We start from the raw sequence: 26,584 nt of genomic DNA on the forward strand, positions 1-26,584 counted from the left end.
CACCGAGGCATGAGGAGCACCGAAAGGGCGTGCGGAGCGCCGGAAGGAGGGTGCCGAGATCCAGTGCGAGCGGGAGCCGGAAGACCTCCCGCGATCGCGGGGGTTGGCGTACGCGCCCGCCGCCGCGTGGCTCTGGATCGTCGCGCTCGGCGTCGGCCACGGCGGCCTGTTCACGCTCGCGCTGACGCTGCCGGTGGTGACCAGCCGCGACCCGATCGCGGCGGCTCCGGTGCCACAGATGATCGGCAGTTGTCCGCGGTAGATCATCACGGAGCGTACAAGCGCACGATCCGTTTCCGGCGCACTCCGGCCGCCCTCCTTTCAGGTGGTGGTGGAGGGCCCCGGCGTCCCGTTCGGCCAGATACAGGGCGATGTAGCTCCCAGACCTAACACGTTATCGTCGCCGGTTGGCGCAAGTGAAAGCAGAAAATCATCAGGCCGGGAGCGTCCTGAAATATTAAGACCGTTCTTGGAAACTCCTCCGATGTAGTGGCCCTGCTGTTCCCAATACTGCTTGACCTGCCTGGCCACCTCCCCGATTTGATCCATGGGAATATCCCGCAGATAGTACGAGCGGTTGATCACAATGCGATCTTCGGAACCCCCGTCGGTGGGGTCGAGACAGCTGTTGACATTGAGACTGGGACGGTAGAGGTCCAGACGAGGTTCCGGCCTGATCACCGCGACCGTCTCCTTGATGAGCTGCTCAACTCTGGCGAGCGCCTGAGCCCGGGTCATTGTGGGCTCGTTCACGGTTTCTCCTCCTTCGGCACAGCCGACGGCAAGAACAACAACAGCAACGATTATCGCGGTGAGGCGTGGCATCTATCCTCCGGCCGGCTTCGGCGAGGGCAGCAGATGGGATGGCGGAGTCTCCGTCGACGCCGGTTGTGGCGATGGAAAGTGCGAGGCGACGGGAGGCGGCGGAGTCGCCGATGGAATCCCAGACCACTCGGGAAACGGAGTGAGAGCGTCATGCTGACCGTTGATTAGGTATGCAAGATTCTTAAGTGACGTGGAGTTGCTATCCCAGTAGCTTGAGTGAGCTTTGAAGGTGTAGGCGGGATCTCCGGTATCTTCCACGTAGAACTGCCGGGCGCCGAATTCAGCCGCGCTGGGGTCGACGCCGAGCGGGCCGCTCACTTCCGGGAGATGGGGCGCGTGGTCGTTGAGGGTCCCGGTGAGCTGGAGAGGGACGGAACCGATATCTCCCACCGGATCGTTGGGCGCCTCCCCCACCCACACCGAGCCGACGCCCAGGTCCCCGGCCTTCACGGCGCCCACACCGGGGCTCCCCACGAAGATCACCTGATCGGCGAAGGCACCCGGGCGCTGCTGGGCCGCCAGGCCGGTGACGGTCGATCCGTAGCTGTGCCCCAGCACGGTGAACCGGGCATCGGAGGCCGCCCGGTGCGCGGCGCGCAGGCCGTCGGCGAAGCCGGCCAGCATCGGAGCGCCCTCCTGGGCGGCGTTCATGTTGGCGACCGTCCTGGTCAGACTCAGAGTCGCGCCCCACTGCGGGGCCTCGTAACCGAGCCAGGCGATGGAAGCGATCTTCTTGTCCGGCTGGAAATAGTGTGACTGGTCCCATATGACGGCGGCGCGGTTGGCGTCTCCAGCGAAACCTTCCAGCGTGGTGCCGGTACCGGGGACGTAGGCGACCAGGTTGTCGGCCTCGTCGGGATCTCCGAACGAGATGGCGGTCTGGCCCGGGCCCCCCAGCTCCAGCTGGAGCAGGAGCGCCGGGGGACGGCCGTTCTGCCCGCCGAGCGCCAGCCCCTTCTCCACCGCGGCGATCTGCCGCGTCTTCAGTTCCAGTTCTTCGATCGCTTCCTCCATGTCCGCCGATGATCCAAGCAGCCGCTCCAGCTCCGCGGTGACCCCGGTCGCCCGGCCGGTGAGGCCGCCGACTCTGCTCAGCTCCAGCCCCTTGATCAGCTTGTCCACCTCTGCCCGGCTTTTACGCAACCGCTCCAGCTTCATGTAGGTCGTGGTCTTCTGGTCGGCCAGATATCTCCGGTTCGCCTGGTCGCGGATTGTGGCCGGGAGGCCGTTCAGGCTGCCGACCAGGGCCGGGGAGGCGGCGATCAAGCGGTCCTGGGCGGCCGGGTCCAGTTGCCGCCACCACGCGTTGAGCCGGGCGGCCAGGGTCGCCTCCTTGCCGGTCCGTTGCAGGTCCAGCAGTGCCTTCAACGCCGCGGCGTCCCCGCTGCCCGCGGCGGCCGTCAGCCGCGCGATCCCGGCCGGGTCAGGAGCGTGTCCACCGAACAGCCCGAAACCGGCCGTCGCCTGGGAGGCCGCGCCGAAATCGTGCTGCCGCCGGATCGTGGCCAGCCGCCGCCGCAGGTCCCGCGCCTGCTCCTCCGCCCAGACCCCGGCGTCGGCGACCTGCCGGCCGGAGGGGCCGGGAAGGCAGAGCGCCGACAGTTCGGCGCCCAGCCGCCGGCCGGCCTCGGGCAACTCCTGCCCGGCCCGTTGCAGATCAGCGACCAGGCGGTCCATGGCGGCGACGTCCATCCCAGAGAAGGGGGCCGGCGCCGCGGCCATCACGCTGACCGACGTCGAGAACGACGGCACGCGTGCCTGACCGCCGAGCTGCCTGATCCGCTGCGCTATCGACTCGGCCGCCGACTGGAAAGCCAGTTGCAGGGTCCCGCGCCGGTGCGCGAGCGCCTGGCTGAACATCGGGGCTCCCCCGCCGACCCACGCGTGCGCCACCATGCACCGCGCACACGGATCCAGTAATCCAGCATGGCCTTCCCCGAGCCGCGCGACCCGCGATAACGCCGCCTCTAATCCCGCCGTCGTATTCGCCGCCACAACGCGTCAGAATCTCACAAGGATCATATAGCAGCAAGATCTAACATTGAACTCACGCTAATCCGACATTCCGGCCAGAGATTAGCCATGAATCGCGAGTTTTGTTTGGTAAACAAAAAAGAAGGCGGTATATGAGCGTCGATCGGCCGCCGCCCCGGAATCCCGGACCATCCACCGAAATGATCGCCGGCCGCCCCGTCTCGCCCCATCCTTCCGGCCGCAGCGACAGGACCCCACCCGCCCGAGGCCCAGGCAGGCGCCCCCGAGCGGCACCCCGCCCCTGCACACGGAAGGGACGACACCGTTCAGAACTGGTGAGAGGTCAGCGACAACACGCTATTGCACAGGAAAGTTTCCTATTTAGTACTGCGAGAAGCAGTTCCAGCGTCGCGAGAACCACCTGCATCACATGATCAGCTGGGCAGCCCTGGCCTCACGGGCATGCGACCGCCCGTGTTCGGCTCTGACGGCGTGTGCGGATCGGACACCCGGCCTCCGGGGGACGGGAAGTGGGTTCGATCCTCGCGGCGGCCGTGCTCCCCTGTCGTCTCGATGGCCCTCGACGTCATCGCCGTGACTTCAAACCGCCTTTCGAATCCGGGCCCGGGAAAGCGGCCGGCCGCCATGGACCGTCACCATGGCGGCCGGCCGCGTCGCTTCAGCCGCGGTCGAACTCGTCGGCCTTCACACCCTTGACGAAGGCGTCCCACTCGGCGGGGGTGAAGAACAGTTTGGGGCCGTCGGGGTCCTTCGAATCGCGTACGGCGATCAGATCGGTGTGCTCGGCGCCGCCCGCGACGTCTTTGAGCTCCGCGACCTCGACACAGTTGCCACCGTTGTCTCCGGAGAAACTCGACTTGAGCCACTCGGCGTTACTCAGGTCCATTTTTCCGCTACCGCCTTCTGGACGAGATCGATGGACATACTTATCGGCAACGCTTCGCTCCGATGGCCTCGAAACGCTCCACGGCGACGTCTTCTTGGTCACTTGGGGTGATACCTCGTACGGCCGTCTCCGTCCAGCGTGGCGATCGCGGATCCGCCCATCAAACCCCGATGCCCTTTCCGTGCTGGGCGAGAAGTGGATACGGCGGACGTTCCCGCCACGAGCGCCATCCGCGTCACGGTCGGCAGGGAGAAAGAGCTGATGACGGTGGGGGTCTACGATTCCTGCACGGCGATCCCCCGGCTCCGGCGGGCGGAGCTCTCCGGCGTGACCGAGCGCCCGTGGAGACCACGCAGGCGATCCGGGCCCTCGATGGATCGCGCGGTCCTGCCGCCGTGGCCCGCCGCGCGGACGCCGGAGGGCGCGTGACGAGGCTCACCCGTCCCACCCCTGCCGTGTGCGCCGCCGCAGGAGGGAGGATCGTCGGTACCCAGGTCCAACGGACCGCCGGTATCCGGACGAGGAGGACTCGATGTCCCGCGAGCGCGCCGCCGTCATGGTCGAGCATCAGGCACGGGGCTGCGCGGACCTCGGCTCCCCGCTGTACGCGTTCCTGCTGGAACGGGTCGCGGAGGACGTCCGCGCGGGAGGTCCCTGCATGGAGGCGCTCGCCGGGTACGAGGACGCCCCCGGGCCCGACGCCGTCGCGCTGCGGTTGCTCGGCGGGGTGCACGCGCTGGCCCTCACCGGCGGCGCCCCCGAGCTGGCCGCCTGCTATCCCAGCATGGGCGGCGTCTTCGACCCGGAGCGGCCGGACGCCTGCTGGCACGCCTTCCGGGCCGCCGTCGCCTCCGGAATGGAGTGGGTCCGCGACTGGCTGACCCGGCCGCCGCAGACCAACGAGGTCGGCCGGGCCAATCTCCTGATCGCCGGCCTGCTGAAGGCCACGCACGCCGGCCCGCTGCCGGTCAGGCTGTTCGAGCTGGGCGCCAGCGCCGGGCTCAACCTGCGCGCCGACCACTTCCGCTACGCGTGCGAGGGGTTCGCCTGGGGTCCGGCCGACTCGCCGGTCTCGCTGGAGGACGCCTGGCTGGGCGCCCCGCCCGGGTGGCTGGCCGAGGCCGCCGCCGGGCGTCCGGCCCTGACCGTGGTCGAGCGGCGCGGCTGTGATCTGACGCCCATCGATCCGCTGTCGCCCGCCGGGAAGCTGGCCCTGCGCGCCTACGTCTGGCCGGACCAGACCGCCCGCGCCGCACGGCTGGACGGCGCCCTGCGGCTGGCCGCCCGGGTGCCGGCCGAGGTCGACGCCGTCGGCGCCGCCGACTTCCTCTCGGGTGTCCGGCTGGAGCCCGGCACGCTCACCGTCGTCTGGCATTCGATCATGCGCCAGTACGTCCCGGCCGCCGAATGGGCGCGAGTCGAGGGCGAGCTGGAGCGGCTCGCCGCGGCCGGCACGGCGGAGGCGGCCTTCGCCCATGTCTCCTTCGAACCGCGCAGGGTCGGCGAGCGGCACCGCTTCCGGCTGGCCGTACGGCTCGGCGGAGCGGCCGAGGAGGTCCTGGCGGAGGCGCCCCCGCACGGCCTCCCGGCCCGCGCCGTCACCGCCTAACAACAGCCGCCGCCGACCGGCCCCGGTCCGTGGCCGAGGGCCTGGGGGTCGCTCCGGCGATCAAAGCGCTGGACGCCGTCGAGTCCGGAGACGCGGGCGAGGAACACTTCGCCACGATCGGCAACGGCTGGGACATCGAGGAGCGCACCCGTGCCGAGCTGGACCGGCTCGGCCTCGGGGACGTCTCCCTCACCCGGCGTCTGCACACCCCCAGCGGCGGCCAGACGGGCGCCCCCGGTGCGTGAGGTGACGGTGGGCGCTCGGCGGCCATGACGGGCCGGGAGCCGTGGCGGACCGGGAGTCCCAGAGGCGTCGACGGCCACGCCCGTACGGCGGGCACAGCCGTACGGCGGACACGGCCGCGCCCGTGCGGCGGACACGGCCGCGCCCGTACGGCGGACACGGCCGCGCCCGTACGGCGGACACAGCCGCGCCCATACGGCGGACACGGCCGTACGGCGCCGTGACGGCACGGCGACCCATGACATTGGCCAGCCGACCAGGACCTATGTGCAAGATTCACTAAATGTGCAGAGATTCTTCACAAAGGGTGTTCATTTCCGCCACGTAAGCTGTTCCGGTTTCAGGGTGACCTGATACGTGGGGGAAACCTGATACCCAGGGGGAAAAGTGAGCCCGTCACCAGCGGATACCGCTCTGACATCACGCGCGCTCCTGCCAGGGGGCTCCGCGCCGCGGGTCCGCACCCTGCTGGACGTGCTCGACCGGACGGCCCGGCGACATCCGCACGCCCCCGCCCTCGACGACGGGCGGACCCGCCTCGACTACACCGGGCTGCTGGCCGAGGCGGGCCGGCTGGCCGGCGACCTGAGGCAGGCCGGGGTCGGGCGCGGCGACCGCGTCGGAGTGCGGGTGCCCTCGGGCACCACCGGCCTGTACGTCGCGATCCTGGCCGTGCTGACCGCCGGCGCGGCCTACGTCCCCGTGGACGCCGACGACCCCGACGAGCGGGCCGAGCTGGTCTTCGCCGAGGCCCGGGTGCGCGCCGTCATCGTCGACGGGGAGAAGATCATCGTTCCCGGCGGTCAGGGCGGGCCCCCGGGAGCCGCCGGCCGGCCGGTGCCGGACGACGACGCGTGGATCATCTTCACCTCCGGCTCCACCGGCAGGCCGAAGGGGGTCGCGGTGACCCACCGCAGCGCGGCGGCGTTCGTGGACGCCGAGGCGGGGCTGTTCCTGGCCCAGGAGCCGATCGGCCCCGGCGACCGGGTGCTGGCCGGGCTCTCGGTGGCCTTCGACGCATCCTGCGAGGAGATGTGGCTGGCCTGGCGGCACGGCGCCTGCCTGGTCGCCGCGCCCCGGGCGCTGGTGCGCACCGGCATGGACCTGGGGCCGTGGCTGGTCGAGATGGGCATCACGGTCGTGTCGACGGTGCCGACGCTGGCGGCGCTCTGGCCGGTCGAGACGCTCGACGACGTGCGGCTGCTGATCTTCGGCGGCGAGGCGTGCCCGCCCGAGCTGGCCGAGCGGCTGGCCGTACCGGGGCGGGAGGTGTGGAACACCTACGGCCCGACCGAGGCGACGGTGGTCGCGTGCGCGGCGCCGCTGACCGGGGACGGGCCGGTGCGGATCGGGCTGCCGCTGGCCGGCTGGGACCTGGCCGTGGTGGACGCGGGCGGCGAGCCGGTCGCGATGGGCGAGACCGGCGAGCTGGTCATCGGCGGGGTCGGCCTGGCCCGCTACCTCGACCCGGTCAAGGACGCCGAGAAATACGCCCCACTCGGCTCGCTGGGCTGGGAGCGGGCCTACCGCAGCGGCGACCTCGTGCGGGCCGAGCCCGAGGGGCTGATCTTCGTCGGGCGGGCCGACGAGCAGATCAAGCTCGGCGGGCGCCGGATCGAGCTGGGCGAGGTGGACGCGGCCCTGCAGGCCCTGCCCGGGGTCGCCGGGGCGGCGGCCGCGGTGCGCACGACCGGCGGGGGGCACCAGCTCCTCGTCGGGTACGTCGTGCCCGGCGAGGGGTTCGATCCGGAGGAGGCCAAGGACCGGCTGCGGTACGCGCTGCCCGCCGCGCTGGTCCCGCGGATCGCCCTGGTGGACGGGCTGCCCACCCGCACGTCCGGGAAGATCGACAGGGACGCCCTGCCGTGGCCGCTGCCCGGCCGCGACGGGGCCGGGCGCCCCGGCGTCGACCCGTGGGTGACCGGATGCTGGCAGGACGTCCTCGGCGACACCGAGGGCGACTTCTTCGCCGAGGGCGGCACCAGCCTCGCCGCGGCCCGGCTGGTGTCGGCGCTGCGGGCCCGGTATCCGGCGGTCACCGTCGGCGACGTCTACGAGCACCCGACGCTGCGCGGGCTCGCCGGCCACCTGGCCGCGCTGGACACGCCGGAGATCGTGACCACCGGCAGGGTCGTCACGCCGATGCCGCGCCGCGCGGCGATCGCGCAGGCGGTCCTCACCGTGCCACTGCTCACCGCCGGCGCGCTGCGCTGGCTGGTGGGCCTGGCCGCTCTCAACAACGTGGTCGGCCTGCCGGGGGCGCCCGCCGTCTCGTGGTGGTGGGTGCTGCTGGGCGCCGTCGTGTTCGTCTCCCCCGCCGGGCGGATCGCGCTGAGCGCGGGCGCGGCACGGCTGCTGCTGCGGGGACTGGAGCCGGGCACCTACCCCCGGGGCGGCGCGACGCACCTGAGGCTGTGGACCGCCGAGCGGCTCGCCGAACGGCTCGGCGTGGCCGAGCTGTCCAGCGCCCCGTGGCTCACGCACTACGCCCGGGCGCTCGGCGCCCAGGTCGGCGCCGACGCCGACCTGCACTCGGCGCCGCCGATCACCGGGATGCTCAAGCTCGGCAGGAACGCCGCCGTCGAGCCCGAGGTCGACCTGAGCGGCTACTGGATCGACGGCGACCGGGTGCACGTCGGCGAGATCAAGATCGGCGCCTCCGCCACGGTCGGCGCCCGCGCCACCCTGTTCCCGGGCGCGCGGATAGGGAAGAACGCGCAGGTCGCGCCGGGGGCCGCGGTGGCCGGCGCGGTGCCGTCCGGGGAGCGCTGGGCGGGCGTGCCCGCCGTCAGGACGGGCAAGGCGCGCCCGCCCGCCGCCGAGCGGCCACCGCGCTCGCGGCGCTGGGCGGCCGTCTACGGGCTGTCCGCGCTGGCGCTCAGCCTCGTCCCGGCGATCGCCGCCGTCCCCGGCCTCGCCGTGCTCCTGCGCGGGGACACCACCTCCCTGCCCGGCCTCCTGTACGGCGTGCCGCTCGCCACCGTGACCTCGATGGCCGCCCTGGCCCTGGTGATCCTGGCGCTGGTGCGGCTGCTGGCGGTCGGCCTGCACGCCGGCCACCACCCGGTGCACAGCCGCGTGGCCTGGCAGGCGTGGGCCACCGGGCGCCTGATGTCGATGGCCCGGGTCTGGCTGTTCCCGCTGTACGCGAGCATGGTCACCCCCGTGTGGCTGCGCGCCCTGGGCATGCGGGTGGGCCGGGACGTGGAGCTGTCGACGGTGCTGGCGCTGCCGTCGATGACCTCCGTCGGGGACGGCGCGTTCCTCGCCGACGACACGATGGTCGCGCCGTACGAGCTGGACGGCGGGCGGTTCCGGGTGGACCACGTGCGGATCGGCAAGCGCGCCTTCCTCGGCAACTCCGGGATGACCGCGCCCGGCCGCAAGGTGCCCAAGGACGGCCTGGTCGCGGTGCTGTCGGCCGCGCCGAAGAAGGCCCGGGCGGGCTCGTCCTACCTGGGCATGCCGCCGGTGGAGCTGCGCCGCACGGCCGAGGAGGGCGACCGCAGCCGCACCTACGACCCGCCGCCGCGGCTGAAGGCGGCCCGCGCCGCCGTCGAGGTGTGCCGGGTCGTCCCCGCGATGTGCGCGGTCGCGCTCGCCGTGCTGGTGGCGGCCGCGCTGGAGTGGCTGGCCGGATCGTACGGCTTGGCCGCCGCGGCGCTGCTGAGCGGCGTGGTGCTGGCCGCGGCGGGGGTGCTGGCCGCGGCGGTCACCACCGTGGCCAAGTGGGCTCTGCTCGGCCGGATCTCGGCCGGCGACCGGCCGCTGTGGAGCTCGTTCGTGTGGCGCAACGAGCTGGCGGACAACTTCGTGGAGGTGCTGGCCGCCCCCTGGTTCGCCCAGCCGTGGCTGGGCACGGCGCCGCTGAACCTGTGGTTGCGCTCGCTCGGCGCGCGGATCGGCCGGGGCGTGTGGTGCGAGACCTACTGGCTGCCGGAGGTCGACCTGGTCGCCCTGGGCGCCGGGGTGTCGGTGAACCGGGGCTGCGTGCTGCAGACGCACCTGTTCCATGATCGGGTCATGAGCATCGATACTGTCGTCCTGCGGGACGGGTCGACGCTCGGCCCGCACGGGGTCGTCCTGCCCGCGGCGACGGTCGGGGAGAACACCACGGTCGGACCGGCGTCCCTGGTCATGCGGGGCGAGTCGGTGCCACCCGGCACGCGCTGGTTCGGCAATCCGATCGCGGCGTGGACCCGCGAGAGGTAGCGGGCCCGGCCCCACGAGACGTAGCAGAGGAAACGAGCGTGTTTGTGAGCACGACCCCCCGCAAGCCGTACTTCCCCACGCACGGCGACGACGGCTACCGGGTGGAGCACTACGACCTGTCCCTCGACTACCGGGTCCCCGCCAACCGGCTCGACGGGATCGCCCGGCTGTCGGCGGTGGCGCCCGGGCCGCTCGACGGCCTCACCCTCGACCTCGGCGCCTTCCGCGTGAGCGGGGTGCTGGTCAACGGCGAGGCGGTCCGTTTCACCCATCGCGGGGGCAGGCTCCACCTGGCGCCGGGGCGGCCGGCGGCCGGGCCGTTCACCGTCGAGGTCCGCTACTCCGGCAGCCCCCGACCGGTGTCCAGCCACTGGGGCGGGCTGGGCTGGGAGCAGCTCACCGACGGCGTGATCGTGGCCAGCCAGCCGATCGGGGCCCCGTCGTGGTTCCCGTGCAACGACCGGCCGGACGACAAGGCCGGCTACCGGATCTCGGTGACCACCGCCTCGCCGTACACGGTGATCGCCAACGGGGAGCTGGTCTCCAGGCGGCAGGCGGCGTCGACGACCACGTGGGTGTACGAGCAGGCCGAGCCGATGGCCTCCTACCTGGCGAGCGTCCAGATCGGGCGCTACCGGCAGGCCGACCTCGGACCGGGGACGCGGGTGGCCTTCCCCGCCAGGCTCGCCTCCCGGGTCCGGCACGACTTCGAGCGCCAGGACCGGATGATGGAGGTCTTCAGTGAGCGGTTCGGCCCCTACCCGTTCGGCTCCTACACCGCGGTGGTGGTCGACGACGAGCTGGAGATCCCGGTCGAGGCGCAGGGCATGTCGATCTTCGGGGTGAACCACGTGGACGGCCGGCGCGGACAGGAGCGGCTGGTCGCCCACGAGCTGGCGCACCAGTGGTTCGGCAACAGCCTGACCGCGGCCGCCTGGTGCGACATCTGGCTGCACGAGGGGTTCGCCGCCTACGCGGAGTGGATCTGGTCGGAGGCCTCCGGCGGCGCGACCGCCGACGACCTGGCGTCCCGCTGGCACCGCAGGCTCGCCGCCCTCCCCCAAGACTTCGTCCTCGCCGACCCGGGTGCTCCGCGCCTGTTCGACGACCGCGTCTACAAGCGCGGCGCGCTCACCCTGCACGCGCTCCGGCGCGCCATGGGCGACGCGCCGTTCTTCGCGCTGCTGCGCGAGTGGACGGCCGGCCACCGCCACGGTTCCGTCACCACCGGCCAGTTCGTCGACCTGGTCGCACGCCGCACGGCCGGCCCGCTGGAGGGGCTGCTGTCCGGCTGGCTGTACGGCTCCCGCCTCCCCGCACTACCCTGACCCGCCTTTCATCGGAGCTTTCACCCGGTATCAGCGTGAGCCGGACTCGGTATCCGGATATTTTCCGAAATAGATCGGATCACTGCTATAACGGGCTACGACCATTGGAGGCACGGCATGCGCGTCGCGTTGCACACCCGGATCAGGCCGGGCAAGGAGTCGGAGTACGAGCGGGCGCACCGGGAGGTGCCCGCCGAACTGGTGGAGGCGATCAAGAAGGGCGGCGCGCGCGAGTGGACGATCTGGCGCAGCGGCCTGGAGCTCTTCCACGTGATCGACTGCGACGACTACGAGGCGCTGCTCGCGTCGCTGGCCGGCCTGCCGGTGAACATCGCCTGGCAGGCCCGGATGGACGAGTTGCTGGAGGTCGCGCACGACTACTCCGCCGACGGCGGCGGCAGGGGCCTCCCGGCGGTCTGGCGGCTCACCTGAGCCGCCGGCCGGCCGGCCCGGCGCTCCCGGCCGGTGTCACCGCGCCCCGGCCGGGCCGGTGCCGTCCCGTGCCGGCCGTACGGTGCCGCCGTGTCCCCGGCCGCGGGGTGCGCTCGTTGTCGTGAGCGGGTGTCCCCGGCCGCGGGGTGCGCTCGTTATCGTGAGCGGGTGTCCCCCGCTCTCCAGACCCGCCTGTCCCCCGCTCTCCGCAGCCGCCTGCCGGCCGCCCTCGCGGCCGTCGCGACCGTCGCCGCGGGGCTCACGGTCCGCGCGGTCACCGGCGGCTGGTTCGCCAAATACGCCGGTGACGCCCTCTACACCGTGCTCGTCCACACGCTGATCGTGCTGGTGCTCCCCCGGGTCGCGCCGGTCCGCGCCGCGATCGGCGCCCTGGCGTTCAGCTGGGCGGTCGAGTTCGCCCAGCTCACTCCCGTCCCGGCCGCCCTCTCGGAGGCCAGCGTGCTGGCCAGGCTGGTGCTCGGCAGCACGTTCGGCGCCGCCGACCTGGCCGCCTACGCCGTCGGGGCCGCTCTCGCCGCGGCGGCGCACACCCTCCTCCGCCCGGATCCGTCACGCCGGGCCGGCGACCGGCCGGCCGTATCATTTCGAGACCATGCCTGAAGGACACACCATTCACCGCCTGGCCGCGCAGCACCGGCAGGTGTTCGGCGGCGGGGCCGTGCGCGCCGAGAGCCCGCAGGGCAGGTTCGCCGCCGGGGCCCGCCAGATCGACGGGCGGGTGCTCCAGGAGACCGACGCGCACGGCAAACACCTGCTGCTCGGCTTCGACGACGACCGCTGGCTCCACGTGCACCTGGGCATCTACGGCAGATATCCCTTCGGCCCGGCTCCGGCGCCTCCGCCGACGGGTGCGGTACGGCTGCGCCTGAGCAACGCCGAGCAGTACGCCGACCTGCGTGGGCCCAACGTCTGCGAGCTGCTGGACCCCGTGGCCAAGCGGGCGCTGCACGACCGGCTCGGGCCCGACCCGCTGCGCGCCGACGCCGACCCGGAGGCCGCCTGGCGGCGGATCAGCCGCAGCCGCACCTCCATCGGCGTCCTGCTGATGGACCAGTCGGTGGTCGCGGGCGTGGGCAACATCTACCGCGCCGAGGCGCTGTTCCGGCAGGGCGTCGACCCGTCCCGGGCCGGCCGCGACCTCACCCGCGGGCAGTGGACGGCCATCTGGGCGGACCTGGTGGCGCTGATGGCCGACGGCGTGCGGGTGGGGCGGATCGACACGGTCAGGCCCGAGCACACGCCCGAGGCGATGGGGCGCCCGCCCCGGGTCGACGACCACGGCGGTGAGGTCTACGTCTACCGGCGCACGGGCATGCCGTGCCTGCTGTGCGGGGCCGAGGTCCGCACCGAGGTGCTCGCCGGCCGCAACCTCTTCTGGTGCCCGGGCTGCCAGCCGGTGTGATCACAGCAGGCGCGCGGCCGCCTCGACCGAGGCTCGGCCCGCGGGGACCAGCGGGAGCCGGACCGACGCGGTGGGGATCAGGCCCCGGGAGTGCAGCACTCCCTTGATCACCGTTGGGTTGGGCTCGGCGAACAGGCTCGCCGACATGACCGAGAGCCGGTGGCCCAGCGCGCGGGCGTGGGCGACGTCGCCGGAGCGCCAGGCCTCCACCAGTTCGACGAACCGGCCGGTGTGCAGGTGGGCCGAGGCGAGGATGCCGCCGGAGGCGCCCAGCGCGAGCAGCGCGGAGAAGAAGGGGTCGTCCCCGGCGAGCACCGCGAAGTCCTCCGGCAGGTCGGCCAGCAGGGTGACGGTGTCCTGGTCGACGCCGCCGACCGCGTGCTTGACCCCGGCCACCATGGGCAGCTCTCCCAGCCGGCGCAGGGTGGCCGCGCCCACCGACTGCCCCGTCCGGTAGGGGATGTTGTAGACGATCAGCGGCACCGGGCTCTGCTCGGCCAGCACGCCGAAGTGGGCGAGCACCCCGGCCTCGGACGGGCGGACGAAGGACGGCACCGTGACCAGCGCGGCGTCCGCCTGGTCCTTGAGCGCGCGCAGGGCCTCGACGGAGGAGCGGGTGTCACTGGACCCGGCCCCGACGACCAGCGTCGTCCCCCGCTCCCGGCACACCTTCGCGCAGACCTCGACGACCGCCCGCCGTTCCTCCTCGGCGAGCATGGCGACCTCGGCGGTGGTGCCGAGCGCGACCAGCCCGGCCGCCCCCTCGTCGAGCACAGCGCGCGCCAGGCCCTCCAGCGCCTCCACGGCGACCTCGCCGTCCTCGCCGAACGGGGTGATCAGGGGAACGTAAACACCGCTGAATGTCATGCTCCAAGCCTCGCCGCCACCGACCATGCAGGTCCAGTTCCTGTTTCTTCCGAAACCGTTAAGCTGAGCTGATGCTCGATGTGCGACGCCTCCGGCTGCTCCGCGAACTGTCCTACCGGGGCACGATCGCCGCGGTCGCCGAGGCCATGACGTTCACCCCCTCGGCCGTCTCCCAGCAGCTCGCGGCGCTGGAGCGGGAGGCCGGGGTGGCGCTGCTGGAGCGGACCGGCCGCCGGGTGACGCTCACCCCCGCGGGGGTCGCGCTGGTCGGGCACGCCGAGGCCGTGCTCGAACGGCTGGAGCAGGCCTCGGCGGAGCTGGCGGCGGCGCACACGGGCCTGGTCGGGGCCATCAGGGTCGGGGCCTTCCCCACCGCCACCCGCACGATCCTGCCCGCCGCCCTGGCCGCCCTGGCCCGTGACCATCCCGGGCTGGAGCCGATGGTGGACGAGATCGACCCCGCCGAGGTGGCCCCCCGGCTCCGGACGGGCGACCTGGACGTCGCCCTCGTCCACGAGTACGACTTCGTCCCCGCCCTCCCCGACCTCGCCCTGGACACCGAGCCGCTGCTGGAGGAGCCCATGTACCTCGCGTCCGGTGACGGCGGCGACCCCCCGTCACCGCCCGGTGACGGCGGCGACTGCCTGGTCCGGCGGCGCGACGCGTCCTGGATCGTCGCCAAGCCCGGCACGCTCTGCCACGCGATGACGGTGCGGGCCTGCCAGGCCGCCGGGTTCGCCCCCCGGATCCGCCACCACATCGACGACTTCGCCACCGTGCTGGCGATGGTCGCGGTCGGCCAGGGCGTCGCGCTGGTGCCGGAGCTGGGGGCGGCCGACCCGCCCGGCGGCGTCCGGCTCACCGAGCTGCCGATGCGCCGCCGCACCCAGATCGCCTTCCGCCGGGGAGCCGCCTCCCATCCGGCCGTCGCCGCCTTCACCGCCGCGCTGCGCTCCTCGCTGCCCGGCGGCCGTCACCCGCGGCCCACCGGCCGGGCGGCGGCCGGGTAGCCGCGGGCGGAGCCCCCGCCGCCCGGCCGGGGGCCGGCACGTCGCCCCGCGTCACATCAGCGTGCGCGCGGTCCAGAGCTCGGGGAAGATCTCCCGCCGCATGCTCCGCTCCAGCCAGCTCAGGCCGCTCGACCCACCGGATCCCGGCTTGGCCCCCATCGACCGGCGCACCGCCATGAGGTGCCGGTAACGCCAGTCGGAGAACTGCTCGGCCAGGTCGGTCAGCGCGTCGGCCAGCGGCGCGAGCGGCCCGCCGTACACCTCGACCCAGACCGCCTCGACCTCGGGGCGGGGCTCGTAGTCGGCGGCGTGGTCACGCTCCAGCACCGCCCGCGGGATCGCGTGGCCCTGCCGGGCGAGGAAGGCGAGCACCGAGTCGTACAGGCTCGGCCGGCCCAGCGCCTCGACGAGCTCCCGGTGCGCCTCGGGGTTGCGGCGGTGCGGGCGGATGAGCGCCTCGGACTTGTTGCCGAGCAGGAACTCCACGTGCCGGTAGAGCGCCGACTGGAAGCCCGACGCCTCGCCGAGCGCGTCACGGAACTGGTTGAACTGCGCGGGAGTGAGCCAGCTGAGCGAGGCCCACGCGGCGTTGAGCGCCTCGAAGTGGCGGACCGTGCGTTTGACCGTCACGGTCGCCGCGGCGGCGTCGTCATCGTCGAGCTGGCGCTGGGCCAGCTGCCACTCCGAGCGGAGCAGGCCGAAGTAGAGCTCCATCACCTGGGTGGTGACCAGGAACGCGAGCTCCTCGGGGGCGTCGGTGACGGTGCGCTGGAGCTGGTGGAGGGTGGCGGTGCCTACGTAGTCGTCGTACGGCGTGGCCGCGTCGAACCCGAGCGTGGGCAGTCCATCGTTGGCCGCGGCCCGTGCCTGCCGGTCTCGCTCGCTGAGCTGCCTGGTGCTGGTCATTGGTGACTCCTTGAGGTTGTTCACCTCCATGGTCGTCCGTATTGACAAGTCCGGAAATAATACGGACAAGGCGTTTATCGGCTCCAGCCTTCGGAACGGAAGGCGTTGGGCCGATCCGGTTATGAGATGACGGAGAGTGACGTGGACGCGATGGACTGGGCACTGCTGGCCGAGCTGCAGGGTGACGCGCGGCTGTCCTACAGCGAGCTGTCCCGGCGGGTCCACATGTCGGCCCCGGCGGTGGCCGAGCGGGTCCGGCGGCTGGAGGAGTCCGGCGTGATCACCGGCTACCACGCGCGGGTCGACCCGGCGCTGGCCGGGCGCGGGGTGGCGGCGCTGATCAGGATGTCGTGTTACGGGCCGCGCTGCGTGCTCCGCGACGAGCAGGCGCTGGCCTGGCCGGAGATCCTGGAGGTCCACCGGGTGACCGGCGACACCTGCTGCCTGCTGCGGGTGGCCGCCTCCTCGATGACGGCCTTCGAGGAGTTGATCGACCGGCTCGCGCCGTACGGTCACCCGTCGAGCATGATGGTGCTCTCCAGCCCGGTCCCCTGGCGCCCGCTCTCCCCCGCCTAGCGATCCTCGGCGCCGTCCTACTTGATCAGGGTGTTCGCGACGACGATGCCCAGACCCAGCAGCATGTCGACACATCCCACCCGGCACGCGTTCGCCCAGGAGCCGCCGGCGGACCGGGAGGCCCACGCCCCCCAGCCGAAGAGCGTGAGCGCGTTGAAGACCAGGATGACGTCGACCGCGGTGTACTCGTGCCACCAGCCCGCGTAGGCCGCGAGCAGCGCGCCGATGGTGGGCAGGGCGGCCATGACCAGCGGCCACTCCTCCAGCAGCGACCGGACGGCGTAGACCGGGACCGCCTCGTCGGCGGCGGTGTGGCGGGCGATGGCGTGCGCGTAGCCGTGGGCGGCGGCCGCCGCGAGCGCCGAGATCAGCACCCACAGCGCGTCGTATCCGGGGTCGGGAGGGGTGGTGACCCGGTCCAGGGCGGCCGCCACGCTGCTGGCCAGGACCGTGCCGTAGACGCCGCCGAACAGCAGCCGCTCCGGCGGCCGGTAGCGGCGGATCAGGCGCAGGACGGCCCGCAGGTCGCGGGGGCCGGGACGGTCGCGGCTGTCAGGCATGCTCTCGCTCGCCGATGGGGACTGGGCACCACCAGACCTATCAGCTCTCCGGCCCCGGCGGGCGCACCCTCACCGTCCGGACCAGCGGATTCATCCGCCGCCCGGACCGCCGGCGGGCTCCCGCGCGGCACCGGGGCGCCGGCTCACCCCGTGGCCCGGCTCTGCTCCCGGCCCGGTGCCGCGGCGCCCGCTCCGGCCGGCCGCACGCCCACCGACCGCAGGCCCAGCATGGCGATCTCGACGCCTCTGCGCGCCGCCGCCCATGTCCGGGCGGGCGGGTCGCCCCGGTCCAGGCAGACCATGATGGCGAGCTTCATCGCCCCGATGAGCGCGCCGACGGCGGCGGCGGCCTCGACGGGGTCGATGTCCTCGGGGTAGGCCCGGTGGAGCGCCTCGGCCAGCTGGAGCTGGGTGTCGAACAGCAGTCGCAGCGCGCGCGCCTGGAGCACCGGGACCGACATGATCAGGCGCATGCGGACGGGGTCGAGCTCCATGACCACGTCGCGTTCCGCCATGCGCATGCCCGTCTCGGCCACGCGGAGCAGGATCTCGACCACGCTCTCCTCGGCCCGCCGTTGCGCGATCATCTCGATGATCGCGTCGACCCGCGCCTGGCCGTCGAAGAAGAGCACGTCCTCCTTGCTGGCGAAGTAACTGAAGAATGTCCGCGTCGAGATGTCGGCCGCCGCGGCGATCTCCGCGACGGTGGTCTCCTCGTAGCCCTTCTCCTCGAACAGGCGCAGGGCCGCCTCGATCAGCGCGCGGCGGGTGCGCAGCTTCTTGCGTTCCCGCAACCCCAGACCATCCACCATGCACGTACTTTACTGCATCCGGAGATTTTCTTCACCCATTGCAAATTTACATCTGATGTTGTTTGGTGGGGGATGGAAGAACAGTCGTCTACCTGCGAGGAGCTGCGCCATGACCGAGGCCCCATCCCGCCCGGTAACCTTTCCCCTCGTCCGCGAGCGCCCCTTCGACCCGCCCGAGGACGCGCTGCGCTGGCAGCAGCAGGGCGCGCTCCACCGGATGACCTTCGCCGACGGGCATCTGGGCTGGCTGGTGACCGGAAACGCCGTCGCCCGGGCCGTGCTCGCCGACAACCGCTTCAGCAACCGCACCGAGCTCAACCACCCGCCGGTCGCCCACCCGCTGTTCCAGGAGGAGGACCGGCGGACGCCGCCGGGATTCTTCCTGCGGATGGACGCGCCCGAGCACACCCGCTACCGGCGGCTGCTGACCGGGCAGTTCACGGTGCGGAGGATGCGGCAGCTCGAACCCCGGATCGAGAAGATCACCTCCGACTGCCTGGACGCCATGGAGGGGAGCGCCCAGCCGGTCGACCTGGTGCAGTCCTTCGCCCTGCCGATCCCGTCCCTGGTGATCTGCGAGCTGCTCGGCGTGCCGTACGCCGACCGCGAGCAGTTCCAGCGGGATTCGGCGGCGCTGCTGAACCTCGACTCCTCGGCCGAGCAGATGGCCACGGCGCTGGCCGACCTCATGGCCTACCTGCACGGGCTGGTGCTCCGCAAGCGGGCCGAACCGGCCGACGACCTGCTCGGCTCCCTCGTCGCGGGCAAGGAGCTCAACGACGAGGAGCTCACCGGCGTCGCGGTGCTCCTGCTCGTCGCCGGCCACGAGACGACCGCGAACATGCTCGCGCTCGGCACCTTCGCGCTGCTGCGCAACCCGGACCAGCTCGCCCTGGTCCGCGACGACCCGGCGGTGGCCGAGAGCGCCGTCGAGGAGCTCCTGCGCTATCTCACGATCATCCATATGGGCCCGGTCCGGACCGCGCTGGAGGACGTCGAGCTCGACGGCCGGCTGATCAAGGCCGGGGAGTCGGTGGCGTTCTCGCTGCCGGCGGCCAACCGCGATCCCGAGCGGTTCGACGACCCCGGTACCCTCGACGTCACCCGGCCTCCGACGGGCCATCTCACCTTCGGCCACGGCATACACCAGTGTCTCGGCCAGCAACTCGCCCGGGTCGAGATGCGCATCGCCTATCCGGCGCTGCTACGCCGCTTCCCGGGCCTGCGCCTGGCGGTGCCTCCGGAGGAGGTGCCCATGCGCTCCAATATGACCATCTACGGCGTGCACCGGCTCCCGGTCACCTGGTAGGAGAACGGATCATGAAGATCAACGCGGACACCGACCGCTGCGTCGGAGCCGGTATGTGCGCTCTCACCGTGCCGGAGGTCTTCGACCAGAGCGAGGAGGAGGGCACCGTGGTCCTGCTGCAGGCCGACCCGCCCGCCTCCATGGACGCGGCGGTCCGCCGCGCCGTTCACCTGTGCCCGTCGGGAGCCCTATCCCTGGCCTGACGGCGCGGGATCGGTGGCCTGCGCGGCGCGCGGGCCGTCCCCGGGCCCGCGGGGCGGGTCCGGGGACGTGCGGTCGGAGATCACTCCGGCCGTCGCGCGCCAGATCGGGGAGGCGGGATCGATGACGTCGAAATGGTCACCCGACATTTCGAGGTAGGTCACCTCGTCACCCGAGGTCTGGGCGGCCCGCGCGTAGCGCCTGCCCAGGTCGACCAGGTCGAGGTCGTCGCCGCCGCCCTGCACGACGAGCTGGGGCACCCCCAGGGGGAGCCGCTCCATCGGGCTGGAACGCCGGTAGACCTCGGGCACCTCGGCCGCGGACCCGCCGAGCGCCGCGGCGACCGCGCCGGAGCTGAGCTGCCTGCGGTCGCCCTCCACCAGGTCGAGCACTCCGGCCAGGGAGACGGCCAGTGTGATCCGGGGGTCGTCGGCGGCGGCGCGGAGGGCGAGCTGCCCGCCCGCCGAGTGGCCGACCGCCACGACCGGCCCTGGCGTGCTCCCGGCCGCGAGGGCGATCGCCCGGGCGACGTCCTCGGTGGTGGCTGCCCAGCCGTGCAGATCGGGACGGCGGTACTCGAGGTTCCAGGCGGCGAACCCCCGCTCGGCCAGGTCGACGCAGAGCGCGTCCATCAGGTCCGCGCCCCAGATCGAGCGCCAGTAGCCGCCGTGCAGCAGCACCGCGACGGGCGGCGGTCCGCCGTCCCCGCGCGGCAGCCGCACCTCCGCCCACTGGTCGGGGTGGTCGCCGTAGGCGATCCGCCGTGCCGGCCACCGCAGCCGGTGCACGGCATGCCTGATCGCCCACGTCAGCCCCCAGATCCCCCGTCCGTGCAGGTGGGCGCCCGCCGGGTCGCGGGCGGGACGGGCGGGGGCGACGGATCTCTCCAGGTCCAGCCAGACCGCGCGGGGGTGCCCGGAGACCAGGCTCCGGGCCTCGGGTCCGGGGCCGGGGAGGGCGACGAGGGCGCCGGGGAACTCCAGCGCCGCCCGCAGAGCGGGCAGGTCGGCGGCCGGGGAGACCTTCCCGTTGACGCCGAGGGCGGCGAACTCGCGGTCGGCCACCTCGGTGAGGAGCCGGAGGTCGGCGACCAGGCCCGGGCCGGTGATCACGAGCACGTTGGGGACCGGAGGGATCATTCACTTATTCTGCTCCATCCCTCACCGTCCATCCCCCACCGGCCATGACGGCGGCCGTGAGCACACTCCGGGGACCGTCCCCCGCCCGCCTCCGGTCCGTCCTCGCCTCCGGTCCCGCCCGTCATTCCGCCTGACGGCGCCACCCGCCGTTCCGCCTGGCGGCACCACCCGCCCACTGACCGGGAGTAAAGCGACATTTGCCGCCTTTGGCATAGTTGTCGGACAGAACGATCTCTAGCCCTGGGACTCCTGAGGCGTTAGCGTCTGCGCATGCGTCACGTTCAGATCTCCGGTAAGAGGCTCGGGCTGAGAGAAGTCACGGTCGAGGACGTGGCCGCGCTGCACGCCGTCTACGGCGACCCCACCGCCACCGAGCATCTGCCGTTCGACCCGCGCACCCACGAGGAGGTCGAGGAGATAGTCGCCCAGGCGCTGGAGGCGGCGCAGGCCGAGCCCCGGCGGCTGTACGTGCTCGCGGTGATCGATCTGGACTGCGACGAGGCCATCGGCGTCGCCCGGCTGCACATCGAGGCCGACCACCCGCACAGCGCGGAGATCGGCCTCGGGCTCCGTCCCGACCACTGGGGCCGGGGCATGGGCACCGACCTGATCCGGCTGATGCTGATGTTCGGCTTCCGGCACCTGCGCCTGCACCGCATCTGGGGAGCCCGCTCCCCCGCCAACACCGCCGCCCAGCTCGCGATGCTGGTCGCCGGGATGGTCGAGGAGGGCAGGATCAGGCACCACGTGCGGGCCCGCGGCGCCTGGCGCGACTCCATCGTCCACTCGGCTCTGGAGGACGAGTGGGAGGGCCACCGGGACGTCTGACCGGGCAGGGCCCCCGGCACGCGCCGGGACGGCGCCCCGGCCGGGAAGGTCATCCCCGGTGCCCGCCGAACGTCCACACCCAGACCGTCATGGCGACGACACCGCCGAACAGCGCCATGCCCAGCGGGACGTGCAGCGCGGTGCCGCCGGCGCCGCCGAGCGCGGACTGGGCGAAGCCGGCCAGCAGCAGGACCAGGCTGGCGAGCGCGGGCCGGCCCGGTCCCCGGCCCGGCCGCCAGAGCAGGACGGCGACCACGAGCTGGACCAGGCCCAGCAGGTGCACGGCCCCCGCGCCGGCGCCGTGCGCCCCGGCGCCGCCGCCGCTCAGCAGCTGTCCGGCGGTCACCGCCTGGACCAGGACCGCCACCCCGTACAGCGCGCTGACGGTCCGCAGCACGACGACCGTGCGGTCCGCCTGAACGACCTCGGACACCACCGGAGCCACCTCTTCCTCGGGAACGATCTCGCCCCCAGGGTCCCGCGCTCCCCCGGCTGTGGCATCCGCCGCTCGTCGCAGGCCCGGCTACTCCGCTCGGCGTACCCGCCCCGGGCGCGTCCCCGGACGCCCGGCCGGTGCGGACCGGTTGGCGATCAGCGCCGCCACCCGGCCGGCGCGCCCCCGGCGCCCGGCCCGTGCCCCCGCGATCGGCGGGACAGCCCGGCGGAGGGCGGTCCGGGACACCGCTCCGCCGCCCTGCGCGACGGGAATCCCCGTCTGCGGGGATGTCGTGACGGAATTGCGGCCATTTTTCACTACAAAGTGAGCAAAATGGGCCTAGAGTCCGCGCATGTGAGTGAGAGTTCCATCCTCCCAGTGCGCGGACGCGCCGTCCGGCCCTCCGGCCGGCACCGCAGGCCCGTGCCCTCCCAGCTCCCGCCCGAGGCACCCGCGCTGGTGCTGGCCGCCCTCGGTGACGCGACAGGCGCCGTCGCCGAGCTAGCGGCCCTGATACGGGGGGACAACCCGCAGATCGAGGTCCGCCTGGCCGGTCTCGGCGAGGACGGCAAAGCGCTGACCGCCGAGCTGGAGGCGGCCGCCCGCGAGCGCCCGGGGGACGGCGTCGCCGCCATCGTGGTGCCGATCCTGACCGGACCGCACCCGGTCGCCGACCGGCTGATCGCCACCGCCGTCGAGACGAGCGGGGCGTCGGTGACGGTCACCGACCACCTCGGCCCGCACCCGCTGCTCGCCGAGGCCCTGCACATCCGGCTCGCGGAGAAGGACCTGGCCAGAGCCGACCGGATGCGGCTGCTCAACGTCTCCAGCCCGGTCGACGCGGTCATCCTCGTCACGGTCGGCGGCGAGAACGCCGCCTCGGCCGCGCAGCCGACGGCGGTGCTGCTGGCCTCCCGCCTGACGCTCCCCGTGGTGGTCGCCTCCCTGGACAGCGCGCCGAGCGTCGCCGAGGCGGCCGAGCGGATGCGCCAGATCGGCGCCCAGCGCATCGCCCTGTCCCCGTGCGCCGTCGGCCCGGAGGTCGATCCCGGCCTGGCCGCGGGGGCGGCGGCGGAGATCGGGGCCGAGTGCGCCGACCTCCTCGGCGCGCACGGCCTCATCGCCGACCTCGCCGCCCGCGCCTACGGGAGCGTCCTGGCCGAGGACTGACGTGTGGCTCCCTCTGGCGGGTGGCGGAGATCGGCGCCCCTCGGAGGGACCGGCCCGGCGGCCGGGCCCGCCGCACGCCGTGCCGGAGCGCGGTGGACCGTGCTCCGGGCATGATCCGCGCTCCGGGCCTGACCCGTGCGCCGCCGCCGGATCTCAGCCCTCCAGCCAGACGTAGCCCGCGAAACGGCCGGTCCGGTGATCCCTCCGGTGGGAGAACAGGTCGGGGGTCTCGATGGTGCAGCGGGTGTCGTGGGTGACCTCGCCGACGCCCGCCTTGGCGAGCTGCGAGGTGATCGCGGCGCGCAGGTCGAGGGCGGGGGTGTCCTGGCGGGTGATCGACCACGCCTCGGGGATGACCGCCGCGACCTCCGCGCGCAGCTCGGCGGGGACCTCGTAGCAGCTTCCGCAGGCCATCGGGCCGATCAGGGCGGTCATCCCCACCGGGTCGGCGCCGCGCCCGGCCATCGCCGCGACCAGCGCCGGGACCACTCCGAGGACGGTGCCGACCCGGCCGGAGTGCGCCGCCCCGACCAGACCGGCCCGCGGGTCGGCCAGCAGGACGGGGGCGCAGTCGGCGCAGAGCGCGGCCAGGCCGAGACCGGGCACGTCGGTGAAGACCCCGTCCAGCGGCGGCGGGTCGTCGCCGAACGGCTCACTCACGTATCGGACGTCGGCGCTGTGGACCTGCCGCATGAACACGACCCGCTCCAGGCCGAACTCGGCCGCGGTCCTGGCCCGGTTCGCGGCGACCGCCCCGGGGTCGTCCCCGCACAGGCCCCCGAGGTTGCGGCTGCCGTACGGCTCGGCGCTGACGCCGCCGTGGCGATCGGTGATCCTCATCTGAAAGCTCACGGCCCGACCCTACCCGCCCCAGGAACCGTCTTCTCGGGACGTACGTTGCATGAGTACGCAGATCCCCGAGAGATTGCGAGCGACATGGCACAGGTCGTGTACGACCGGAAGGAACAGCTCCAGCAGATCGAGAGCGGGCTGATGCCCGGTGAGCAGATCATCGCCGTCTACGACGCCATCGGCGCGGGGACCGGCTTCCTGGGCCTCACCGACAAGCGTGTGATCGTGCAGGACAAGTCCTTCGTGGGCAAGAAGATCGCCATCACGAGCATCCCCTACGGGAAGGTCTCAGCGGTCAGCGTGGTGAGCAACAAGTCCATCGCGGGCTCGTTCTTCTCCTCCGGGGCCATCGCCATCCACGTGGGCACCCACACCTACGAGGTGGAGTTCCGGGGCGACAACAAGGCCCACCACGTGCACAACGTGATCCTCCACTTCATCTCGTAGGCTCGGGCGGCCCCGTCCCGTGGGCGCGGGCGGCGGCCGTCAGCGCCGCACGGTCAGGGCCGGGCGACCGACCGGTAGAGGTCCATGGTCCGCTCGGCGATCCGCGGCCAGGAGAAGTGCTCCACGGCGCGGACCCGCCCGGCCCTGCCCATCTCCGCGGCCAGCGCCGGATCGGCCAGCAGCCGGTTGACCCGCCCGGCCAGGTCCGCGGCGAACCGCTCGGGGTCGTCGGGGGTGCCGTCGGCCGCGGACTGGTCGATCGGGACCAGCAGGCCGGTCGAGCCGTCGGCGACGACCTCGGGGATGCCCCCGGTGGCGGTGGCCACGACGGCCGTCTCACAGGCCATGGCCTCCAGGTTCACGATGCCCATCGGCTCGTAGATCGACGGGCAGACGAACACGGTCGCGTGGGTGAGGATCTGGATCACCTCGGGCCGCGGGAGCATCTCCGAGATCCAGACGACGCCGGCCCGGTCCAGCCCCTGGACGAGCGCGGTGACCTCGGCGGCGATCTCGGGGGTGTCGGGCGCGCCCGCGCAGAGCACCAGCTGGGCGTCGGGGTGGAAGTCCCGGGCCGCGTGGAGCAGGTGGACCAGGCCCTTCTGCCGGGTGATCCGCCCCACGAACACGACATAGGGCCGGCCGGGGTCGATGCCGTGCCGCTCCAGGACGCCGGTGCCCCGGTCGGGGGCGTACTCGCCGGTGTCGATCCCGTTGTGGATGACCGTAACTTTTTCCGACGGTATCTCCGGGTAACTGGTGAGCACGTCGCGCCGCATCCCCTCCGACACGGCGATGATCGCGTCCGCGCTCGCCAGCGCGCTCCGCTCGGCCCATGATGACAGCGTGTAACCGCCGCCGAGCTGCTCGGCCTTCCACGGCCGCAGCGGCTCCAGGCTGTGCGTGGTCACCACGTGCGGCGTGCCGTACAGCATCTTGGCCACGTGACCCGCGAAATTGGCGTACCACGTGTGGCTGTGCACCAGGTCGGCGCCCGCGCAGCCGGCGGCCATCTCCAGGTCCACGCCCAGGACCTGGAGCGCGGCGTTGGCCGTCGCCAGCCCGCCGGGCACCTGGTATGCCTCGACGCCCTGCTCGGATCGTGACGCTCCGAAGCAGCGGACCCGGGTGTCGGCCAGCCGGCGCAGCTCGCGGGCGAGGTATTCGACATGGACTCCGGCGCCGCCGTACACCTCGGGCGGGTACTCACGGCTCAGCAGATCAACGCGCATGTGATCAGCGTAGTGTTTCAGTCCTGCGTGCCAGGTTAAGGTCCTGGTATGAGAGTCCTCGCGATCGTGCTCGCCGGCGGTGAAGGCAAGCGACTGATGCCGCTGACGGCTGACCGGGCCAAGCCCGCGGTGCCGTTCGGGGGGATATACCGGCTCGTCGACTTCGTGCTGTCGAACCTGGCCAACGGTCACTATCTGCAGATCGTCGTGCTGACACAGTACAAGAACCACAGCCTCGACCGGCACATCTCCCGAACCTGGCGGCTGTCGGCGATGCTGGGCAACTACGTCACGCCGGTCCCCGCCCAGCAACGGCTGGGGCCGCACTGGTTCTCCGGGTCGGCCGACGCCCTGTTCCAGAACCTGAACCTGATCTACGACGAGATGCCCGACCACGTCATCGTGTTCGGCGCCGACCACATCTACCGGATGGACCCCCGGCAGATGGTGGAGCAGCACGTCGAGTCCGGCGCCGATGTGACCGTGGCGGCGATCCGGCAGCCGCTGTCGCTGGCCGACCAGTTCGGGGTGATCGAGACCGACCCCGCGGGACGGCGGATCGTCGCCTTCCGCGAGAAGCCCAAGAACGCGGTGGGCCTGCCGGACGCCCCCGACCAGGTGTACGCCTCGATGGGCAACTACGTCTTCAAGACCCAGGCGATGCTCGACGCGCTCCGGGAGGACGCGCTCGACCCCACCAGCAAGCACGACCTGGGCGGCAACATCATCCCGATGATGGTGAAGGCGGGCAGCGCCGAGGTCTACGACTTCGCCGACAACATCGTGCCGGGCTCCACCGAGCGGGACCGGGGCTACTGGCGGGACGTCGGGACCCTGGACGCCTACTACGAGGCCCACATGGACCTCATCTCGGCGCACCCGGTCTTCAACCTCTACAACAGCCAGTGGCCGATCTACACCGGCCACGACCCGCTCCCGCCGGCGAAGTTCGTGCACAACGAGGGCGACCGGATCGGCCGGGCGGTCGACTCGCTGGTCTCCGCCGGCGTGATCGTCTCCGGCGGCCTGGCCGAGCGCTCCATCCTCTCCCCGGGCGTGGTGATGCACTCCCACTCCGTGGTCGAGGACTCGGTGCTGATGGGCAACGTGAAGGTGGGCCGGGGCGCCATCGTCCGCAAGGCCATCATCGACAAGAACGTGATCATTCCGGACGGCGCCCGGATCGGCTTCGACCTCGAGTACGACCGCAGCCGTTTCGCGGTGACCCGCAACGGCATCGTGGTCATCGGCAAGAACGAGATCGTCGAGCGGTGAGCCTCGCCCCC

At 72.6% G+C, this 26,584-nt stretch carries 27 protein-coding genes; 16 read left to right on the forward strand and 11 right to left on the reverse strand.

All coding sequences use genetic code 11. From position 1 onward, the window contains the following. Nucleotides 1–103 precede the first annotated feature (103 nt). A complete protein-coding gene (locus ACZ6R6_RS15970; RefSeq protein WP_470093902.1) occupies nt 104–262 on the forward strand; it encodes a hypothetical protein in 159 nt (52 codons plus the stop codon). A 59-nt stretch (nt 263–321) separates the two neighbouring features. Here the strand turns inward: ACZ6R6_RS15970 and ACZ6R6_RS15975 are convergent, their stop codons facing one another. The 3 genes from ACZ6R6_RS15975 to ACZ6R6_RS15985 all read right to left on the reverse strand — a co-directional run bounded on the left by ACZ6R6_RS15975 (nt 322) and on the right by ACZ6R6_RS15985 (nt 3,706). Further along, nucleotides 322–825 (reverse strand): PH domain-containing protein, encoded by a 504-nt coding sequence (locus ACZ6R6_RS15975; protein WP_470093904.1) that lies wholly within the window; start codon nt 823–825, stop codon nt 322–324. Next, the gene (locus ACZ6R6_RS15980) at nt 826–2,685 is read right to left on the reverse strand and encodes an alpha/beta hydrolase (protein WP_470093906.1); all 1,860 of its coding nucleotides are present in this window, start codon (nt 2,683–2,685) and stop codon (nt 826–828) included. A gap of 793 nt (nt 2,686–3,478) precedes the next feature. Next, nucleotides 3,479–3,706 (reverse strand): DUF397 domain-containing protein, encoded by a 228-nt coding sequence (locus tag ACZ6R6_RS15985; protein WP_470093908.1) that lies wholly within the window; start codon nt 3,704–3,706, stop codon nt 3,479–3,481. Nucleotides 3,707–4,238: 532 nt separating this feature from the next. Between ACZ6R6_RS15985 and ACZ6R6_RS15990 the strand changes: the two genes are divergently transcribed. From ACZ6R6_RS15990 to ACZ6R6_RS16020, 7 genes are all read left to right on the forward strand, one after another. Beyond that, entirely contained in the window at nt 4,239–5,315 is a 1,077-nt protein-coding gene (locus tag ACZ6R6_RS15990; protein ID WP_470093910.1) for a DUF2332 domain-containing protein, read from the forward strand. A 29-nt stretch (nt 5,316–5,344) separates the two neighbouring features. Further along, nucleotides 5,345–5,560 (forward strand): hypothetical protein, encoded by a 216-nt coding sequence (locus ACZ6R6_RS15995; RefSeq protein ID WP_470093912.1) that lies wholly within the window; start codon nt 5,345–5,347, stop codon nt 5,558–5,560. Between the two features lie 472 nt (nt 5,561–6,032). Next, a complete protein-coding gene (locus ACZ6R6_RS16000; protein ID WP_470093914.1) occupies nt 6,033–9,770 on the forward strand; it encodes a Pls/PosA family non-ribosomal peptide synthetase in 3,738 nt (1,245 codons plus the stop codon). 44 nt (nt 9,771–9,814) lie between these two features. Next, nucleotides 9,815–11,098 (forward strand): M1 family metallopeptidase, encoded by a 1,284-nt coding sequence (locus tag ACZ6R6_RS16005; protein WP_470093916.1) that lies wholly within the window; start codon nt 9,815–9,817, stop codon nt 11,096–11,098. A 117-nt stretch (nt 11,099–11,215) separates the two neighbouring features. Continuing rightward, nucleotides 11,216–11,530 carry an L-rhamnose mutarotase gene (locus ACZ6R6_RS16010; protein ID WP_470093918.1) on the forward strand — a complete coding sequence of 105 codons (315 nt, stop codon included), beginning with the start codon at nt 11,216–11,218 and terminating at the stop codon, nt 11,528–11,530. Between the two features lie 168 nt (nt 11,531–11,698). Continuing rightward, the gene (locus ACZ6R6_RS16015) at nt 11,699–12,151 is read left to right on the forward strand and encodes a ribosomal maturation YjgA family protein (RefSeq protein ID WP_470093920.1); all 453 of its coding nucleotides are present in this window, start codon (nt 11,699–11,701) and stop codon (nt 12,149–12,151) included. After that, a complete protein-coding gene (locus tag ACZ6R6_RS16020) occupies nt 12,144–12,953 on the forward strand; it encodes an Fpg/Nei family DNA glycosylase (RefSeq protein WP_470093922.1) in 810 nt (269 codons plus the stop codon). Before ACZ6R6_RS16015 ends, ACZ6R6_RS16020 begins: the two co-directional genes overlap by 8 nt. Here ACZ6R6_RS16020 and ACZ6R6_RS16025 read toward each other — a convergent pair whose 3' ends face one another. Further along, nucleotides 12,954–13,820 (reverse strand): 4-hydroxy-tetrahydrodipicolinate synthase family protein, encoded by an 867-nt coding sequence (locus ACZ6R6_RS16025; RefSeq protein ID WP_470093924.1) that lies wholly within the window; start codon nt 13,818–13,820, stop codon nt 12,954–12,956. 71 nt (nt 13,821–13,891) lie between these two features. Here ACZ6R6_RS16025 and ACZ6R6_RS16030 point away from each other — a divergent pair, with 71 nt between their 5' ends. Continuing rightward, the gene (locus tag ACZ6R6_RS16030) at nt 13,892–14,830 is read left to right on the forward strand and encodes a LysR family transcriptional regulator (protein ID WP_470093926.1); all 939 of its coding nucleotides are present in this window, start codon (nt 13,892–13,894) and stop codon (nt 14,828–14,830) included. 51 nt (nt 14,831–14,881) lie between these two features. On the opposite strand, the gene ACZ6R6_RS16035 is transcribed toward ACZ6R6_RS16030, so the two are convergent. Next, nucleotides 14,882–15,736: a tryptophan 2,3-dioxygenase gene (locus ACZ6R6_RS16035; RefSeq protein ID WP_470093928.1), complete on the reverse strand. Its 855-nt coding sequence runs from the start codon at nt 15,734–15,736 to the stop codon at nt 14,882–14,884. Nucleotides 15,737–15,862: 126 nt separating this feature from the next. Between ACZ6R6_RS16035 and ACZ6R6_RS16040 the strand changes: the two genes are divergently transcribed. Then, nucleotides 15,863–16,312, forward strand: a complete 450-nt coding sequence (locus ACZ6R6_RS16040) for an Lrp/AsnC family transcriptional regulator (RefSeq protein ID WP_470093930.1) — start codon at nt 15,863–15,865, stop codon at nt 16,310–16,312. A gap of 17 nt (nt 16,313–16,329) precedes the next feature. Here ACZ6R6_RS16040 and ACZ6R6_RS16045 read toward each other — a convergent pair whose 3' ends face one another. Beyond that, the gene (locus ACZ6R6_RS16045; protein WP_470093932.1) at nt 16,330–16,872 is read right to left on the reverse strand and encodes a hypothetical protein; all 543 of its coding nucleotides are present in this window, start codon (nt 16,870–16,872) and stop codon (nt 16,330–16,332) included. Between the two features lie 143 nt (nt 16,873–17,015). Beyond that, nucleotides 17,016–17,684, reverse strand: a complete 669-nt coding sequence (locus tag ACZ6R6_RS16050; protein ID WP_470093934.1) for a TetR/AcrR family transcriptional regulator — start codon at nt 17,682–17,684, stop codon at nt 17,016–17,018. A gap of 109 nt (nt 17,685–17,793) precedes the next feature. Here ACZ6R6_RS16050 and ACZ6R6_RS16055 point away from each other — a divergent pair, with 109 nt between their 5' ends. Both ACZ6R6_RS16055 and ACZ6R6_RS16060 read left to right on the forward strand, forming a co-directional pair. Then, entirely contained in the window at nt 17,794–18,993 is a 1,200-nt protein-coding gene (locus ACZ6R6_RS16055) for a cytochrome P450 (RefSeq protein ID WP_470093936.1), read from the forward strand. Between the two features lie 11 nt (nt 18,994–19,004). Beyond that, nucleotides 19,005–19,196 (forward strand): ferredoxin, encoded by a 192-nt coding sequence (locus tag ACZ6R6_RS16060; RefSeq protein WP_306868463.1) that lies wholly within the window; start codon nt 19,005–19,007, stop codon nt 19,194–19,196. On the opposite strand, the gene ACZ6R6_RS16065 is transcribed toward ACZ6R6_RS16060, so the two are convergent. Next, entirely contained in the window at nt 19,182–20,333 is a 1,152-nt protein-coding gene (locus tag ACZ6R6_RS16065; RefSeq protein WP_470093938.1) for an alpha/beta hydrolase, read from the reverse strand. The genes ACZ6R6_RS16060 and ACZ6R6_RS16065 overlap by 15 nt on opposite strands. Before the next feature lie 270 nt (nt 20,334–20,603). Between ACZ6R6_RS16065 and ACZ6R6_RS16070 the strand changes: the two genes are divergently transcribed. Beyond that, the gene (locus ACZ6R6_RS16070; RefSeq protein WP_470093940.1) at nt 20,604–21,161 is read left to right on the forward strand and encodes a GNAT family N-acetyltransferase; all 558 of its coding nucleotides are present in this window, start codon (nt 20,604–20,606) and stop codon (nt 21,159–21,161) included. A 49-nt stretch (nt 21,162–21,210) separates the two neighbouring features. Here ACZ6R6_RS16070 and ACZ6R6_RS16075 read toward each other — a convergent pair whose 3' ends face one another. After that, a complete protein-coding gene (locus ACZ6R6_RS16075; protein WP_470093942.1) occupies nt 21,211–21,594 on the reverse strand; it encodes a hypothetical protein in 384 nt (127 codons plus the stop codon). Between the two features lie 381 nt (nt 21,595–21,975). On the opposite strand from ACZ6R6_RS16075, the gene ACZ6R6_RS16080 reads away from it, so the two are divergent. Further along, nucleotides 21,976–22,767, forward strand: a complete 792-nt coding sequence (locus ACZ6R6_RS16080; RefSeq protein WP_470093943.1) for a sirohydrochlorin chelatase — start codon at nt 21,976–21,978, stop codon at nt 22,765–22,767. Nucleotides 22,768–22,920: 153 nt separating this feature from the next. Here the strand turns inward: ACZ6R6_RS16080 and pgeF are convergent, their stop codons facing one another. Beyond that, nucleotides 22,921–23,607: a peptidoglycan editing factor PgeF gene (pgeF, locus tag ACZ6R6_RS16085; RefSeq protein ID WP_470094064.1), complete on the reverse strand. Its 687-nt coding sequence runs from the start codon at nt 23,605–23,607 to the stop codon at nt 22,921–22,923. Nucleotides 23,608–23,703: 96 nt separating this feature from the next. On the opposite strand from pgeF, the gene ACZ6R6_RS16090 reads away from it, so the two are divergent. Further along, nucleotides 23,704–24,066, forward strand: a complete 363-nt coding sequence (locus ACZ6R6_RS16090; protein ID WP_306868455.1) for a PH domain-containing protein — start codon at nt 23,704–23,706, stop codon at nt 24,064–24,066. 53 nt (nt 24,067–24,119) lie between these two features. On the opposite strand, the gene glgA is transcribed toward ACZ6R6_RS16090, so the two are convergent. Continuing rightward, nucleotides 24,120–25,298 (reverse strand): glycogen synthase, encoded by a 1,179-nt coding sequence (gene glgA, locus ACZ6R6_RS16095; protein ID WP_470093945.1) that lies wholly within the window; start codon nt 25,296–25,298, stop codon nt 24,120–24,122. A gap of 48 nt (nt 25,299–25,346) precedes the next feature. Between glgA and glgC the strand changes: the two genes are divergently transcribed. Then, entirely contained in the window at nt 25,347–26,573 is a 1,227-nt protein-coding gene (glgC, locus tag ACZ6R6_RS16100; protein ID WP_470093947.1) for a glucose-1-phosphate adenylyltransferase, read from the forward strand. Nucleotides 26,574–26,584 lie beyond the last annotated feature (11 nt).

The organism is Streptosporangium sp. NPDC048886 (assembly GCF_055586905.1).